Source organism: Paenibacillus sp. FSL R10-2782 (assembly GCF_038592985.1).
Classification (GTDB): Bacteria; Bacillota; Bacilli; order Paenibacillales; family Paenibacillaceae; genus Paenibacillus; species Paenibacillus terrae_C.
Genome location: NZ_CP151951.1, coordinates 4,496,446 through 4,510,101, shown reverse-complemented (window position 1 = coordinate 4,510,101; position 13,656 = coordinate 4,496,446). Strand labels below are relative to the sequence as shown.

The window sequence follows — 13,656 nt, the reverse complement described above, 5'->3', positions numbered from 1 at the left end:
GGAACTGTGGTGTAGAGGCCTAACATGCCTGCCTGTCACGCAGGAGATCGCGGGTTCGAATCCCGTCAGTTCCGCCATTTTAGTTATAATTCGTTTGTCGAAGAGCCTTAGAATAAGGCTCGGTAGCTCAGTCGGTAGAGCAGAGGACTGAAAATCCTCGTGTCGGCGGTTCGATTCCGTCCCGAGCCACTTTTAATTGTATAATTTATGTGCCGGTGTAGCTCAACTGGTAGAGCAACTGACTTGTAATCAGTAGGTTGGGGGTTCAAGTCCTCTCGCCGGCACCATTTTTGGAGGATTAGCGAAGTGGCCAAACGCATCAGACTGTAAATCTGCTCCCTTACGGGTTCGGTGGTTCGAATCCATCATCCTCCACCAGTTTTATAGGGGCATAGTTTAAAGGTAGAACAACGGTCTCCAAAACCGTTGGTGTGGGTTCAATTCCTGCTGCCCCTGCCAAATTTTTTTTGCCCTTGTGGCGGTCGTGGCGAAGTGGTTAACGCACCGGACTGTGACTCCGGCATTCGTGGGTTCAAGCCCCATCGGCCGCCCTTTTCTTTTTAATGGGGATTAGCCAAGCGGTAAGGCAACGGACTTTGACTCCGTCATGCATAGGTTCAAATCCTATATCCCCAGCCATCTTAATGCGGACGTGGCTCAGCGGTAGAGCATCGCCTTGCCAAGGCGAGGGTCGCGGGTTCGATTCCCGTCGTCCGCTTTGTAATATTCTGGCGCCATAGCCAAGTGGTAAGGCAAAGCTCTGCAAAAGCTTTATTCCCCAGTTCAAATCTGGGTGGCGCCTCCATAATTGAATATGCCGGCGTGGCGGAATGGCAGACGCGCTCGACTCAAAATCGTGAGCGTAAGTCGAAGAAATAACCGCTAAAGACTTGGTATGACTGGATTCTTTAAAAAGTGTTTCAAAAGTTCTCTCCTGTAGTTCTCTCCTTTGTCCAGAGGAGCGATGGAAGACATTATATTTTGCCGGCGTGGCGGAATGGCAGACGCGCTCGACTCAAAATCGTGAGCGTAAGTCGAAGAAATAACCGCTAAAGACTTGGTATGACTGGATTCTTTAAAAAGTGTTTCAAAAGTTCTCTCCTGTAGTTCTCTCCTTTGTCCAGAGGAGCGATGGAAGACATTATATTTTGCCGGCGTGGCGGAATGGCAGACGCGCTCGACTCAAAATCGAGTGGGAAACCGTGGAGGTTCGAGTCCTCTCGCCGGTATTAACAAAAAGAGTTCATTAGAGACATTCTCTAGTGGGCTTTTTTTATTTGAGTTTAAGCACCTCACTCATTGCTTGAGCTGAGGATATCTTGGAATTGTACTCTAAGTGTGAGTAAATATTCGCCGTTGTCGCGTAATCACTGTGGCCGAGCCATTCCTGAACTTCCTTCATGCCTACACCGTTGGCAAGTAGTAGACTGGCGCAGCTATGACGGAGATCGTGATACCGAATACGCCTAAACTTGTGCCTCCCCAGCAAAATGGGGAAATGCTGTGTAATGTAGCCTGGCTTAATACGCTGCCCTAATGCATCGACATAAATATACTCCAGGTAGTTTGTGCAGTAAGTAATGCCATAAGATGAGCGATGAACTTCTTGTTGTTCCTTAATACGGATCAGTAGTTCATAGAACGTGTCCACCAGCGGCAGCGTGCGGCGACTTGCTTTGTTCTTGGTACGATCTTTTGCAATTTCAATGAATTTACCGTTTAACGTGCCAGAAGTAACGGTATGCTTAATTGTAATGGTTCGATTAGTTAAATCAATTGCTGACCATTTTAACCCCACGACTTCACTTCGTCTTAGCCCGTAAAAAGAAGCAAGGATAATGGCAAGCTCAATTTTTTCACCCTGAATTACTGCCAGAAGTTGATTCAGCTCGTGGGCATTGTAAAAGCTTGCGACATAATTGTTCTTTTTCGGACGTTCTACTAGGTCGGCAGGATTTGCTACAATCAGTTTAGTCTTCATTGCATACTGAAGGGCCTTGCGGATATTCGCATGGTAATGAATAACGGTATTGGGGCTTACACCTCGTACATTCATCTCATGGGTGTAGAAGGTCTGAATATCCTCCGTAGTCAAATCCTCTAACATCATCCCTTTCTCACGGAAATATGGCTCTATGCGGCCTTTAACAGCGTTTGAATAAGAGATGTAGGTGATAAGCTCTATACTGTTCTTCATCATCTCTAGCCATTGTAGCATAAAGGCTGCAAACAGCCTTTTGTTATCATCATGTGTAGAGGCAGCTTTTGCTTTTAAAGCATGTTGATTGGCTTCTTCCGCGAGCACTTGTTCCTCCATGTGATGATTCTTTCTGGCTTCCTGAAGCATGATCTCTGCTTTTCTCTTGTTTCCTTTTACCTTGAGCCCCGTAGGAATCCACTTTGGCTTTCGTTTGCCATTTTCATCTTTACTATTCAAAACGATATAAAAAAGGCCTTTTTTCTCTTGTAGGTGGCCTGCTATCATAACCGCTCCTCCTTTGATTAGCAGCCCGCATACCTACCATTGACACCATGATTATATCATAGTAAAATAATAAGTTCAATGCGTTAAAGCGCTGAAGTTATTTTTGCGTTTATTTCTGGTGAGTGTATCAATGATTGGAGGTAGGCAATAATATGAATTTTGGGTATCTTGTATGTTCGTCCGATTTTAAAGTGGGGAATGCGGTTCTCTTGTAAAAGCTTATATGCGCTTTTAATGCTAATACCCCCGAGCATCTCGCAGAGTTGTGGAACATTAACGACTTCAGGATAATTTTGAAACATGGATGTAAGGAGATGCTTCGTATCTTCGAGAAATGGAATAGCTTGTTCTGGCATGACAAAGAACTCCTTTCAAATGGATATGTATACGTGCCGCGGTGGACCTTGCGCATAATAAGAAAAAATTATCATGATTTTCATTTCCAAAGGTTTAAGGTTAAGTGTTGTTTCAAGCTGCTGAGGGTAAGTCAGCATCATAGCTCCTTCTTTCTGACGAAGCTCCCCCTCATCCGAGCGGGCTGCCCCCAATGCAGTGACGCTGGCCGGGCAGAAGTATCATAATCCCTCTTGTCAATTATGGCGATTCACCCCACCACAGGATGATTTTAGCCGGAGAGTAGGTCGCTCAAATCTGGCCATTTAAGAGAATGACCCGATCATTGTGGCGCTTCCGCTAAGTCGCTTCTGTTGTTAACAGAGGCAAGAGGAAAGTACTTGAAACTAGAACATATAAAGTTATCAAGGAGCGTTAATTTTCCTAAGATTTTATTACAGAGAGATAGTTGCATAAGCTATTCATGTAACATATCTCTCTATACTTAATTGGGGATAAGATAAATAAAAACAACCAACAACAAAAATTTGGTATTTGATAGAATATTCAATCAATCAGTGGTAGCGGCTAAGATCAAAGCGACGGATAGCTAACATGAATGTAATTACTAAATGCTGCTTACAATCTTCGTTATATTGCCCATTATGCCAAGCATATTTATGGATTAATCGTTCATAACGGGTCAATAACTCTTCTTCTGCTTGTTTGTCACCAATTTGGGCCCGCTCAATAAGATTCATTATTTTGGACATATTAGATTTCCTCCCTTCCCACAAGATATGTGGCTCAGAGAGGAGGGAGGGGCACGAACATGAATACAAAAAAGGGCGTTACAATTCCAACTTGCTTTTAAGTTTGTCCAATATCATGTGTTTGGCCTTGTTCACAGCTTGTTGGGTGACTCCAAGTTTTTTTCCAATTTCGCTATCTGTTCTTTTTTCAATATATTTGAGGAATAGTAGTTTTTTTTCGGTTAAACTTAACTGCTGGACGGCATGGTATAGCTCTTCCTGTGTTTCCTCATATATAGTTGAGGATGGGAAGATATTGATGGTGAGATACAAGTCAGTATTCTCATTTAATGGCACTGTATAATAAAAGTCCCGATCTGCTTTCCTAAAAAAGTCTCGACTGGCATGATACAAGCAAGCGTGAACGTAGCGACTAAATCCTTTTTCGACATGTATACCTGTTTTTGAGTCATGACTCATGCTAAACATCTCCTCTCATAATGAAATGGGAAGAACTTTCTAAAAAACAACTTTAGATAAAAAATTGATAAATATTCCTTTAGATACAGGAAAAATCCTCCCTCTATCGTTGAACGTGCCGATTTTTGATCGCGCACTTCAATATAAAGGAAGGATGAGGGATAATTGAGGCTATAGGTTATTATTCTACAGATGGATACAAAGGAACAAGTGTTCTTATTATTTGGAAGTTCAGCGATTTCAACTAATTTCTTTGTTTTGATAGATTGATTTCGTTGGAGTCAATCAGGCGTCGCTCATTTTTGCAATAAGTAAAGCCATCTACAGCAAAAACGAACAAGGCTCTGCTTGTTTCTGCTCATTGTCCCATAAAGCAATTGGAAAATTTAATACTAACACCACTGAAGTCACCGAATTATTGATTAATGCGATCCTCCCAAGCAGCTTGCAACGCCTTCAAATAGCTCCCCACAGGCTGTGCGCCCGTTAAGGTGTATTTGCCATTAAGAAGAATGAACGGCACTCCCTTTATTCCCAGCTTCTGTGCATGACTAAGATCTGCCTTCACAGCATCTTCAAATGCATCACTCTCAAGTGTAGCCAGTGCTTTCTGTCTGTCGAGGCCAACCTTATCAGCCAGATCAGCTAGCACATCGTAATGTCCAATATGCAGGCTGTCGGTGTAATGGGCACGGAACAACCGCTTCACCATCTCTACTTGTTGTCCATGCTTACGTGCGAAATGAATTAGGCGATGTGCCCTTCTGGTGTTAGTCAAAATCATAGAATCGGTCTGGAATTTCAGTCCAAGTGTCGCAGCACGAACGCTAAGCTCTTGATTCATCGCGGCAGCCTGTGCTACGGGAACTCGCATCTCGTGGGCCAGAAATTCGTTGGCGGATTGTGCATATTCTTCCGGTAATTCAGGATTAAGTTGGAAGCTATGGTACACTACTTGAACAGAGTGACCATGCTCGAATTGATCAATTGCCTGTTGTAGTGCAGTCGTTCCCATGTAACAGAATGGGCAGGCGATATCAGACCAGACGTCTACAGTAACAAGTGTGCTGTCTTGAGAATTCGTTGAGGTAGCCATTAGTGACACACTCCATTCAATTCACATATGCCTGCCAGCTCCTGCGTATCCAACGCAATGAGCTTACTGTCATTGCGAATCTTCTGCTGCGATACGCTCTCCCTTGCCTCTGTGTTCTTTTGCCGATCCGTTGTAGATGATGGATTAGTGGCCTTCGGCTCTGTGTATTTAGCTTGACTCATATCATTTGCCCCTTTCTGATGATGGACCGTTATTTATAATATGCTGCTTAAGCAACATCTATTGTAATCATAGTTCGACAACGGGTTAACAACAACCGTCAAAAGAGTTCATGTGTCACTTAAACAACTCTTCTCAAATATTGTCGGGTAAGTATCACTGGTTTATGGCTTTAAGTGTTGCAAGGAATACGGCAACCCGTATAAAATAAACGGCGCGACCTCTTGAGCGAACTTTTCTGCTTCCACTTTTCTTCCCTCATTGTTCCAACGGGCGGCTACACCGTAAATCGACCAGCTTATCATGGTGGCCGTCCACTCCAGCTTGCGCTTCTCTGCCTCTGTTTGTACATTTTGATGGGTGCATTTGATAAAAATACCTTCTAATTGTTTATGAATTGTGGACTCCATCAATGGAATGACCGTGTTGTAGCTTCGCTTATAATGGCTGCTCATATTTCGGTGATACTCGCACATGATTAGAATTAACTGAACAAGATGCTGCTCTGTCAGATCATCCTGATCAGGTAAACTATCGACCATGAAGGTTTCAAATGAATGAACAAGGAACGATTCAAGTAGTTCATACTTATCACTGAAATGAGCGTAAAATGTAGCCCGATTGACACTGGCTCTAGACGTGATGTCTCGAACGCTGATGACATTAAAATCCTTCTCTGCCATCAGCGAAAGGAACGCGTCAAGCAGAAGTTTTCTGGTGCGTACCACCCTGGGATCAGTTTCCTTAGGTCTTAATCTCAATATCCATACAGCTCCTTTCTGAGTTGAGGCACTATGTATGCGTTGAACCTAATATAACATTTTATATTTGATTTTTCCCAATAAATAAAGAACGAACGACAGAGGAATAAGCACTAGCTTTTCATTTGACAATTCGCTTATTTAAAACTAAGTTAGTTACAAGAGATAGAGGAGGGAACGAATTGAACAAGACGGATCGTCTATTCGCCATTGTATTGGAACTCCAGCGAGGCGAGGTAATGAGAGCAGAGGATCTGGCTAAAACATTTGAAACCAGTGTCAGAACGATTTATCGTGATATTCAGGCGCTTAGTGAGGCAGGCGTACCTGTATCGGGCTCACCGGGAGTAGGATACTCGCTAATTGAAGGTTACTTTCTACCACCAGTCAGTTTTACTTTAGAAGAAGCCGTGGCCTTAATTATTGGTGCTGATTTTATAGAGCAGCGCTTTGATCATCATTATGGCAAAAATGCCCGCGCTTCGCGGGGGAAAATTGAAGCATTATTACCTAAGACTCTTAAAGAGGAGACGGCGCGTGTTCGTAGTGGTATACGTCTCATTCATCCAGAGGAGCCGAGAATTGTAGAGCGTGAAAAATCGAATATTGAGACGATTCGCTTAGCTATTCTTGAGGGAAAGAAAATTCGCTTTGAATATCATAAAAATCTGGCTGACGGCAAAGGTAATCGTGCAACATTTCGTACTGTTGCGCCTTATGGGTTGGTTCTGGTAAATGGAATGTGGATGTTAGTCGCTAATTGTGATCTACGCCAGGACGTTCGCCATTTTCGAATAATGCGAATAATTAATCCTGTCATTACAAATTATGGATATCAGATCCCAACTGACTTTAATTTGCATGAGTATCAGCCAATCGGCATTGGCCATGATGTGGTGTGTCTTCGCTTCAATGCTGATATCGCAGATAAGGTGGAGAACTCAAACAACTATTACATAGAGAACAGTCGGCTGCATGCTGATGGATACGATGTAAATTATCGGGTTAATCGTCCGGAGGAGATATTGAATTGGGTGCTTGGCTGGGGATCGCAGGTTATTGTTCTTGAACCAGAGTCACTGAAAATTCGTGTAAAAGAAGAGATTGAAAGGATGAGAAAACGCTACTGACCGATGTAAAGCGCACCCCTTAGAATCTGATGAATTCCCAAGAGGTGCGCATCATGTTTTATGTTTCTTCAGAAACGACAGTGAAGCGTGCATTCGTATGCTGGGGTTGTTCGATCTCATCAAGTAAGGCGATCACAAAATCTGAATAGCTAACATAGCTATTCCCTTTGCTATTTTTGATCAGAATATCCTTCCCTTTCTGATAAGAGCGTGTTCTGGGACCTTCAGCATCAAAAAACGGTGGTGGACTTATATAAGTCCATTGTATTTCACTGGACGCTTGTAGCAATTCGAAGCTCTTAGCTGCATTTCTTCCCGTTGGTTTAACTTCCTCTGGAATATCCTCCATAACTTCCATGAGATCAATCAAGCGTGTAGTCAAACTTTCATCGGTATACAGACTCCCTGCGCCGCCAATTACAATCAATCGGGTAGAAGGAGATTGCTTCAAAATTTCGATCAGTCTCTCCATGGCAACAACAAATAAGTGTTCTTGTCCAAACGGAGCTCCAAAGGCATTAACCAATACATCTAACCCTTGAATATCTGCCGCTTCCAAGTCGATAATATCTTTTTCAATGACTACAACGTTTTTTTCTTGCAATTTACTCGCATTACGGACAATGGCTACAACCTGATGGTTTCTTTGCAATGCTTCGTTTACAACCAGAATTCCTGCTTTTCCGGTTGCGCCAATTACGCCAATTTTCATGTTTGCTACCGCTCCAATCGTTAGGAAGAATGTGATCTATACAAAAAGCAAAAGAGGGCTTTTGAAATAGACTGCTCTTTTGCTATGCATATTCAAAGGGAAATGGAAACAGAAAAGCTTGTTGTAATAATAATGGTTATAATTAATTTAATTACAAAAAAAGGAAAAAGGTTCAATGGACTTACCTTAGTTTATTCAGAAGATCTTGAATGGTGGTTCGTTGCATCTGCTGCTCCAGCGCATTTTGTGCGACAGCAAGCTCCTGTCGAAGTACATTTTCCATTAATTGTCCAATTTCACACTCCGATTTTGGTTTGTGGAAATGAAAAAGTTGATTATCTTCAACAAGATCGACCGCAAGATATACATCCAGGAGTGTAATTTGGCTGGCTTCTTTTTTTAAATAGGCACCGCCTACTCCAGGTCGAACCTCTACAAGTCTAGCTTTTTTTAACAATTTCGGATGACTACAGGATTGGCTTTTACACTGCTGGCTATGAAATCACCTGTACATTCCTCTGGCGTATATGCAATAAAATATATAGTATGGACCGCCATTGTGAACCGACTGCTAAGATGCCTCATTTGAAATCACCTCTGTTATAACTACAATATTACAACGGACGAAATTGTCAATATTTTTAGTTATAAAAAAATAAAAAAAACACTACTGACATAACGCTGTCAGTAGTACCCTTGTATACTGTAATCAGTTTAGTCAAAAAGAGGATCAACTTATGACCGTCAGATAGCCTGATTTCTTCCTGATCCAGGTATGAAATCAGAAATCTGCTGGATCAGCTGACTTTCATCAAAAACTAAGCTGTGCTCTAGAAAAAAGATAAACTTGGAGGAAACTATATTATGACAACCGTATTGTATATTACAGCTCACCCGCTTGAAGCTTCAGAATCCTACAGTTTGGCTGTGGGTAAAGAATTTATTGACACATATCGTGCTGAGAACCCGCAGGATGAAATCGTACATTTGGACTTGTTCCAAATGAATATTCCGACTTTTGATGCCGATATTATTAATGCGTTATCCAAAACACGTGCTGGAGTGACAATGGATCAGCTGACCGAAGGTGAGCGAACGAAGTTTACCCGCATCCATGAAATTTGCGATCAGTTTGTCGCGGCAGATAAATATGTTTTTGCCTCACCTATGTGGAATCTGACGCTGCCAGCTGTATTATTTAACTATATTAATAGCCTGTGTCTGGCAGGTAAAACGTACCGTTATACAGAACATGGACAGGTAGGCCTACTTGAAAACAAGAAGGCTGTGCATATTCAAGCCAGCGGCGGGATGTACTCGGAGGGCCCGGCTTCTTCTTTGGAAAGTGGTCAAAGTTATTTGCGTAAAATCTTGGGATTCATTGGAATCACGTCGTTCGAAGGTATTCTCGTTGAAGGTATGCATTATACGCCAGAGCGAGCAGGGGATATCAAGAATGAAGCCATTGCTAAAGCGAAAGAAGCAGCTAAACAGTTTTAATTGATAAAGCTTGTTGCAAAGAATCTGTAGCCATTGGGCTGCAGATTTTTTGTGTTTCATGAGATGGACAATGAAGGGCTGCGGAATTCTCCAGTTCATGTTCAGGACACATTGGGCTGATAAAGTGTCAATATCACAGAGAGCAAACATAAACACAGGAGATGGAGGAAACGAAGATGACATTGCTGGAGATTAGTAAGGTGAGCAAATCGTACACATTGGCGGGAAAAGAAAAGGTGTCCGTGCTGAGGGATGTGAATTTGAAATTTAAACGCGGTGAATTTGTATCCATACTGGGCGAATCGGGATCGGGCAAGTCCACACTGATGAATATTATCGGAGGAATGGATTCCGATTATGAAGGGGACATCATCGTGCAGGGAAAGACACTCCGGGCGATGAAGGAAGTCGAAATGGATGCCTATCGGAAGGATAGAATCGGTTTTATTTTTCAAAGCTTTAACTTGATTTCACATCTGTCCGTGCTGGAGAATGTGACAATCGCCATGCAGATGACGGACCATGGGGCCAAAGAACGGATACGACGTGCCAAGGAAATTTTGACCGAAGTTGGTCTGAAGGATCATTTGACCAAACGTCCTAACCAGTTATCAGGCGGGCAGAAGCAGCGGGTGGCGATTGCACGGGCTCTTGCGAACAATCCGGATATTATTCTGGCGGATGAACCGACCGGAGCACTTGATCAAGAGACGAGTGAACAGATTCTTGTCCTGTTGGACTCCATTGCCCAAAAAGGCGTGCTGATTATTACGGTAACCCACTCGCAGCGCGTGGCTAATTACGGGAGCCGAATTGTTGAGGTAGAGGATGGAAGCATTAAGAGAGATCACATTCTTAAAGACCACTACCACCCGGAGAAGGAATCAGAAGTGAAGGTAGCAAAGAATCTCAGCTTCGCGGCTTCCTTCAAGCTGGCGCTCAAAAATATGACTTTAAATGCCAAACGGAATATCCTCGTTGCATCAGGCGGAGCAATCGGGATATTGAGTGTGATTCTGATGCTTTCGCTTGGCAATGGAGTCACGGGCTATATTAACGATGAAATTAATTCCAATCTGAACCCGCGGCTGATCGATGTGGTTAAAACTGCGGAGGGTGAAGCGGAGGTGCAGGCCGGTCCTCCCAAAATCATGTCAGAGCCGTTCACCGAAAAGGAAATTACGACCATTAGCGGACTTAAGCATGTGGAAAGAATTGAGAAGTTGGCCACAATAAACGGGAAAAGCAATATCGTATGGAATAAAAAGAATAAGGAGCTTGCAACACTGGGGACGTTAACGGAGGCTGTTAAAGCGGATAATCTGGAAGCCGGGGCGCTGCCTGCCAGCGGGGAAGTGATGCTGACGGATGCGTATGCCAAAAGCTTGAGCAGTAAAGAGAGTTATCGCTCCCTTGTGGGTCAAACTGTGAGTCTATATGTCAACGAGATGGCTGCAGGGAACAAGCCGGTTACAGTGGCCAAGGAATTGATGGTTTCGGGTATATATAAACCGGCTGAAGGTCGTTTTGTGGCAGTACCCGAAGCTTATGTAACGTATGCAACGCTTGAAGATGCCTTCAGCCAGAAAGAACTCGTGTTGCAGCCTACTCAGCTTAACGCTTATGCAGCGAATCAGGATGATGTGGCTTCGATTAAAGCAGAGGTGAAGGCGGCGGGATTTACCAGCTCGCCCATAGCTAGCATCATGGATAAGGTAACTACCTATCTAAAAATGGCCTCATGGGTGATGTCCGCTATAGCCGGTATCTCCCTTCTCGTCTCAGGAATTATGATTCTGGTGGTGCTTAACATCAGCGTAGTGGAACGCACCCGTGAGATTGGTATTTTGCGGGCAATCGGGGCCAGAAAAAAGGATATTCGACGTATATTCTTCACAGAATCAGCACTTCTGGGCTTGTTAAGCGGTACTATTGCTGTGGTAGCGGCACTTGCAGTCAGTGCTGTATTGAATAGTGTGATCGTCAATGCCTTAGGAATTGAATTGATCCGCTTAACCTTTGTATACTTGCTGTTTGGTCTTGGCGTAAGTACGCTGATCAGCATCATCGCGGGCTTGCTTCCTTCTTCCAAGGCGGCTAAACTTGATCCAATGGAATCATTACGTTACGAATAAAAATGAGGTGAGTTGCACTGAACACGATTATGGTAGTAGATGACGATCCCCATATTCGCAAGCTGATCCGGCTATACCTCGAGAACAGCAATTATACTGTGCTGGAAGCCGGGAACGGCAAAGAGGCTCTTGATTATATCGGGCACACCCGGGTGGATTTACTGATTGTCGATCTGATGATGCCGCACATTGACGGCTTTGAATTGACTGAGGATGTTCGTGGCTATCTGGATATTCCGATTCTGATGGTGACCGCGAAAGGGGAGTCGAAAGACAAGGTAAAGGGATATCAGGCAGGTACGGATGATTACTTGGTGAAGCCCTTTGATCCTGTGGAATTGGTGCTGCGTGTACAATCCTTGCTGAAGCGCTACAATATTTCATCGACCAGCGTGATCCAGATTAATGATGCCAGCATTAATCTGGCCGAATTAAAGGTATCTGCGGGCGAGAAGACCATCGAATTAAAAAAGAAGGAGTGTGAGCTGTTGTTCATGCTCGCTGGCTCGCCCGGACGGATCTTCACCCGTGCGGAGCTGATTGAGAGCATATGGGGAATTGACTATGAAGGAGATGAGCGCACCGTGGATGTTCACATTAAACGCTTGCGCCAGCGCTTGGAAGGTTTCCCGACTTTGATTATTACAACCATCCGCGGACTTGGGTATCGTCTGGAGAATCTATAATATGTTGAGAAAAAGTCTGCGAGTTCGCATTGTGTTTACTTTTACTCTCATTGTTATTGTCAGTCTCTCTTTGTCCTTTGTGATCACCTCCCTGATCTCACAGAGAAGACCGGACTTCAAAGAACAGTTGCCTGCCGTCTCTGCTGATATAGCGTCTATTATTAACCATGCAGATTCCGGCCAGCGTGACAAGCTGGTGAAACTGTTCTCTAAGTACCATGTGGATATTGAGGCTGTTCAAGCCGGTGGAGCAGTGCCTTTTGGCTTGACAGAGGAGCAAGTAAGACCGCTCTTTCTGCCGAAGGCCGCCAGTCCTCTGCTTCTGAAGCGGGATAAAGGGACGATACAGATCGTTGGAGTACCAAGCTTTGACGATGAGGGAAATGCCATGGTGCTGAGGGTGAATTTCACCAACGTATTCTATATTATGAATCAGGTGCTGTTCATCGGCTTGTTCATCGTTCTAGTTATTGGCAGCTTGCTCATCCTGCTTGCCTCTCGGTATATTGTGGAGCCAGTCAAAAGACTTACCCGGGCAGCAGAGGAGATGGCCACTGGCAATCTGGCGATTCGTCTAGAGCATAAGCAAAAGGATGAATTCGGAGAATTGATGGATAGCTTCAATCACATGGTAAGCGAGCTTCAGAAAATAGACAAGATGCGTGAGGATTTTGTCGGGAACGTATCTCATGAAATTCAGAGCCCGATTACATCCATCCGTGGGTTCACGGCGGCCATTCGGGACGGACTTGTGCCTCAGGATCAGCAGAAGGAGCACATGGACATCATCTATCAGGAAACGGTGCGGCTGTCGAAGCTTAGTGAGCATCTGCTGCGGCTGGCTTCGCTTGATTCGGATCAACATCCAGTTCATCGAACGGAATATCGTCTGGATGAACAGCTTCGCAGGGTTATTCTGCTGCAAGAGCCTTTATGGACGGCGAGCAAACTCGAATTAAGGCTTGCATTACAGCCTTGTGTTGTGAAATTGGATGCGGATTTATTTGCCCAGGTGTGGCAGAACCTGCTCAGCAATGCGATCAAGCATTCAATGGAGGGGGCCGTGATCGAAGTAGATATTGAAGTGAAGAAGGAGACGGTTCTGGTTCATATGAAGGATGAGGGTCAGGGAATTCCCGCCGAGGATCTGCCCCGGATTTTTGATCGGTTCTACAGAGTGGATAAATCACGCAATCGATCAGAGGGGGGCAACGGCCTGGGGTTGTCGATTGTGAAGAAGATTGTTGAGCTTCATGGCTGTAAAATAACAGTGGTTAGCGAGGATGGGAAGGGAAGCCGATTTACGGTATCCATTCCTCTTAAGGTGGGCTGAAGAGATAACCAGACTGAAATGAACATCAGCAGAGAAACAGGAAGGACCATTCGTCAATTGGATGAATGGTCCT

14 protein-coding genes and 10 tRNA genes are annotated in these 13,656 nt (G+C 44.1%); 15 read left to right on the top strand and 9 right to left on the bottom strand.

The window, feature by feature from the left end; all coding sequences use genetic code 11:
- From NST83_RS20645 to NST83_RS20600, 10 genes are all read left to right on the top strand, one after another.
- Positions 1–77 (top strand) — tRNA-Asp (locus NST83_RS20645).
- Positions 78–116: 39 nt separating this feature from the next.
- Positions 117–189: transfer RNA gene (locus NST83_RS20640), tRNA-Phe, on the top strand.
- Between the two features lie 22 nt (positions 190–211).
- Positions 212–287: transfer RNA gene (locus tag NST83_RS20635), tRNA-Thr, on the top strand.
- Between the two features lie 5 nt (positions 288–292).
- Positions 293–378 (top strand) — tRNA-Tyr (locus tag NST83_RS20630).
- Between the two features lie 7 nt (positions 379–385).
- Positions 386–459, top strand: a tRNA-Trp gene (locus tag NST83_RS20625).
- Positions 460–478: 19 nt separating this feature from the next.
- A tRNA-His gene (locus NST83_RS20620) sits at positions 479–551 on the top strand.
- A 13-nt stretch (positions 552–564) separates the two neighbouring features.
- Positions 565–639, top strand: a tRNA-Gln gene (locus tag NST83_RS20615).
- Between the two features lie 7 nt (positions 640–646).
- A tRNA-Gly gene (locus tag NST83_RS20610) sits at positions 647–718 on the top strand.
- Between the two features lie 12 nt (positions 719–730).
- Positions 731–805, top strand: a tRNA-Cys gene (locus tag NST83_RS20605).
- A 345-nt stretch (positions 806–1,150) separates the two neighbouring features.
- Positions 1,151–1,229, top strand: a tRNA-Leu gene (locus tag NST83_RS20600).
- A 44-nt stretch (positions 1,230–1,273) separates the two neighbouring features.
- On the opposite strand, the gene NST83_RS20595 is transcribed toward NST83_RS20600, so the two are convergent.
- The 7 genes from NST83_RS20595 to NST83_RS20565 all read right to left on the bottom strand — a co-directional run bounded on the left by NST83_RS20595 (position 1,274) and on the right by NST83_RS20565 (position 6,087).
- On the bottom strand, positions 1,274–2,485 hold the full coding sequence (locus NST83_RS20595) for a tyrosine-type recombinase/integrase (RefSeq protein WP_342415504.1): 1,212 nt from the start codon (positions 2,483–2,485) through the stop codon (positions 1,274–1,276).
- Between the two features lie 83 nt (positions 2,486–2,568).
- Positions 2,569–2,841, bottom strand: a complete 273-nt coding sequence (locus NST83_RS20590; RefSeq protein ID WP_342415503.1) for a helix-turn-helix domain-containing protein — start codon at positions 2,839–2,841, stop codon at positions 2,569–2,571.
- A 552-nt stretch (positions 2,842–3,393) separates the two neighbouring features.
- Positions 3,394–3,591: a helix-turn-helix domain-containing protein gene (locus NST83_RS20585; protein ID WP_342415502.1), complete on the bottom strand. Its 198-nt coding sequence runs from the start codon at positions 3,589–3,591 to the stop codon at positions 3,394–3,396.
- 78 nt (positions 3,592–3,669) lie between these two features.
- Positions 3,670–4,050 carry a sigma-70 family RNA polymerase sigma factor gene (locus tag NST83_RS20580; RefSeq protein WP_342415501.1) on the bottom strand — a complete coding sequence of 127 codons (381 nt, stop codon included), beginning with the start codon at positions 4,048–4,050 and terminating at the stop codon, positions 3,670–3,672.
- Between the two features lie 415 nt (positions 4,051–4,465).
- The gene (locus NST83_RS20575; protein WP_342415500.1) at positions 4,466–5,146 is read right to left on the bottom strand and encodes a DsbA family oxidoreductase; all 681 of its coding nucleotides are present in this window, start codon (positions 5,144–5,146) and stop codon (positions 4,466–4,468) included.
- Positions 5,146–5,328 carry a hypothetical protein gene (locus tag NST83_RS20570; RefSeq protein ID WP_342415499.1) on the bottom strand — a complete coding sequence of 61 codons (183 nt, stop codon included), beginning with the start codon at positions 5,326–5,328 and terminating at the stop codon, positions 5,146–5,148. Before NST83_RS20570 ends, NST83_RS20575 begins: the two co-directional genes overlap by 1 nt.
- A 162-nt stretch (positions 5,329–5,490) precedes the next feature.
- Positions 5,491–6,087 (bottom strand): TetR/AcrR family transcriptional regulator, encoded by a 597-nt coding sequence (locus tag NST83_RS20565; protein ID WP_342415498.1) that lies wholly within the window; start codon positions 6,085–6,087, stop codon positions 5,491–5,493.
- A gap of 182 nt (positions 6,088–6,269) precedes the next feature.
- Here NST83_RS20565 and NST83_RS20560 point away from each other — a divergent pair, with 182 nt between their 5' ends.
- A complete protein-coding gene (locus NST83_RS20560) occupies positions 6,270–7,217 on the top strand; it encodes a YafY family protein (protein ID WP_342415497.1) in 948 nt (315 codons plus the stop codon).
- Positions 7,218–7,275: 58 nt separating this feature from the next.
- Here the strand turns inward: NST83_RS20560 and NST83_RS20555 are convergent, their stop codons facing one another.
- Both NST83_RS20555 and NST83_RS20550 read right to left on the bottom strand, forming a co-directional pair.
- A complete protein-coding gene (locus tag NST83_RS20555; RefSeq protein ID WP_342415496.1) occupies positions 7,276–7,929 on the bottom strand; it encodes an NAD(P)-dependent oxidoreductase in 654 nt (217 codons plus the stop codon).
- 181 nt (positions 7,930–8,110) lie between these two features.
- Complete coding sequence (locus NST83_RS20550; RefSeq protein ID WP_342415495.1) at positions 8,111–8,386, bottom strand: Rrf2 family transcriptional regulator; 276 nt, start codon at positions 8,384–8,386, stop codon at positions 8,111–8,113.
- 407 nt (positions 8,387–8,793) lie between these two features.
- Here NST83_RS20550 and NST83_RS20545 point away from each other — a divergent pair, with 407 nt between their 5' ends.
- From NST83_RS20545 to NST83_RS20530, 4 genes are all read left to right on the top strand, one after another.
- Positions 8,794–9,429, top strand: coding sequence for an FMN-dependent NADH-azoreductase (locus NST83_RS20545; RefSeq protein ID WP_342415494.1), 636 nt, complete (start codon positions 8,794–8,796; stop codon positions 9,427–9,429).
- 176 nt (positions 9,430–9,605) lie between these two features.
- Positions 9,606–11,564 (top strand): ATP-binding cassette domain-containing protein, encoded by a 1,959-nt coding sequence (locus NST83_RS20540; RefSeq protein ID WP_342415493.1) that lies wholly within the window; start codon positions 9,606–9,608, stop codon positions 11,562–11,564.
- A 17-nt stretch (positions 11,565–11,581) separates the two neighbouring features.
- Positions 11,582–12,250 (top strand): response regulator transcription factor, encoded by a 669-nt coding sequence (locus NST83_RS20535; RefSeq protein ID WP_342418012.1) that lies wholly within the window; start codon positions 11,582–11,584, stop codon positions 12,248–12,250.
- A gap of 1 nt (position 12,251) precedes the next feature.
- Positions 12,252–13,583 carry an ATP-binding protein gene (locus NST83_RS20530; RefSeq protein WP_342415492.1) on the top strand — a complete coding sequence of 444 codons (1,332 nt, stop codon included), beginning with the start codon at positions 12,252–12,254 and terminating at the stop codon, positions 13,581–13,583.
- The last annotated feature ends 73 nt before the right edge of the window (positions 13,584–13,656 follow it).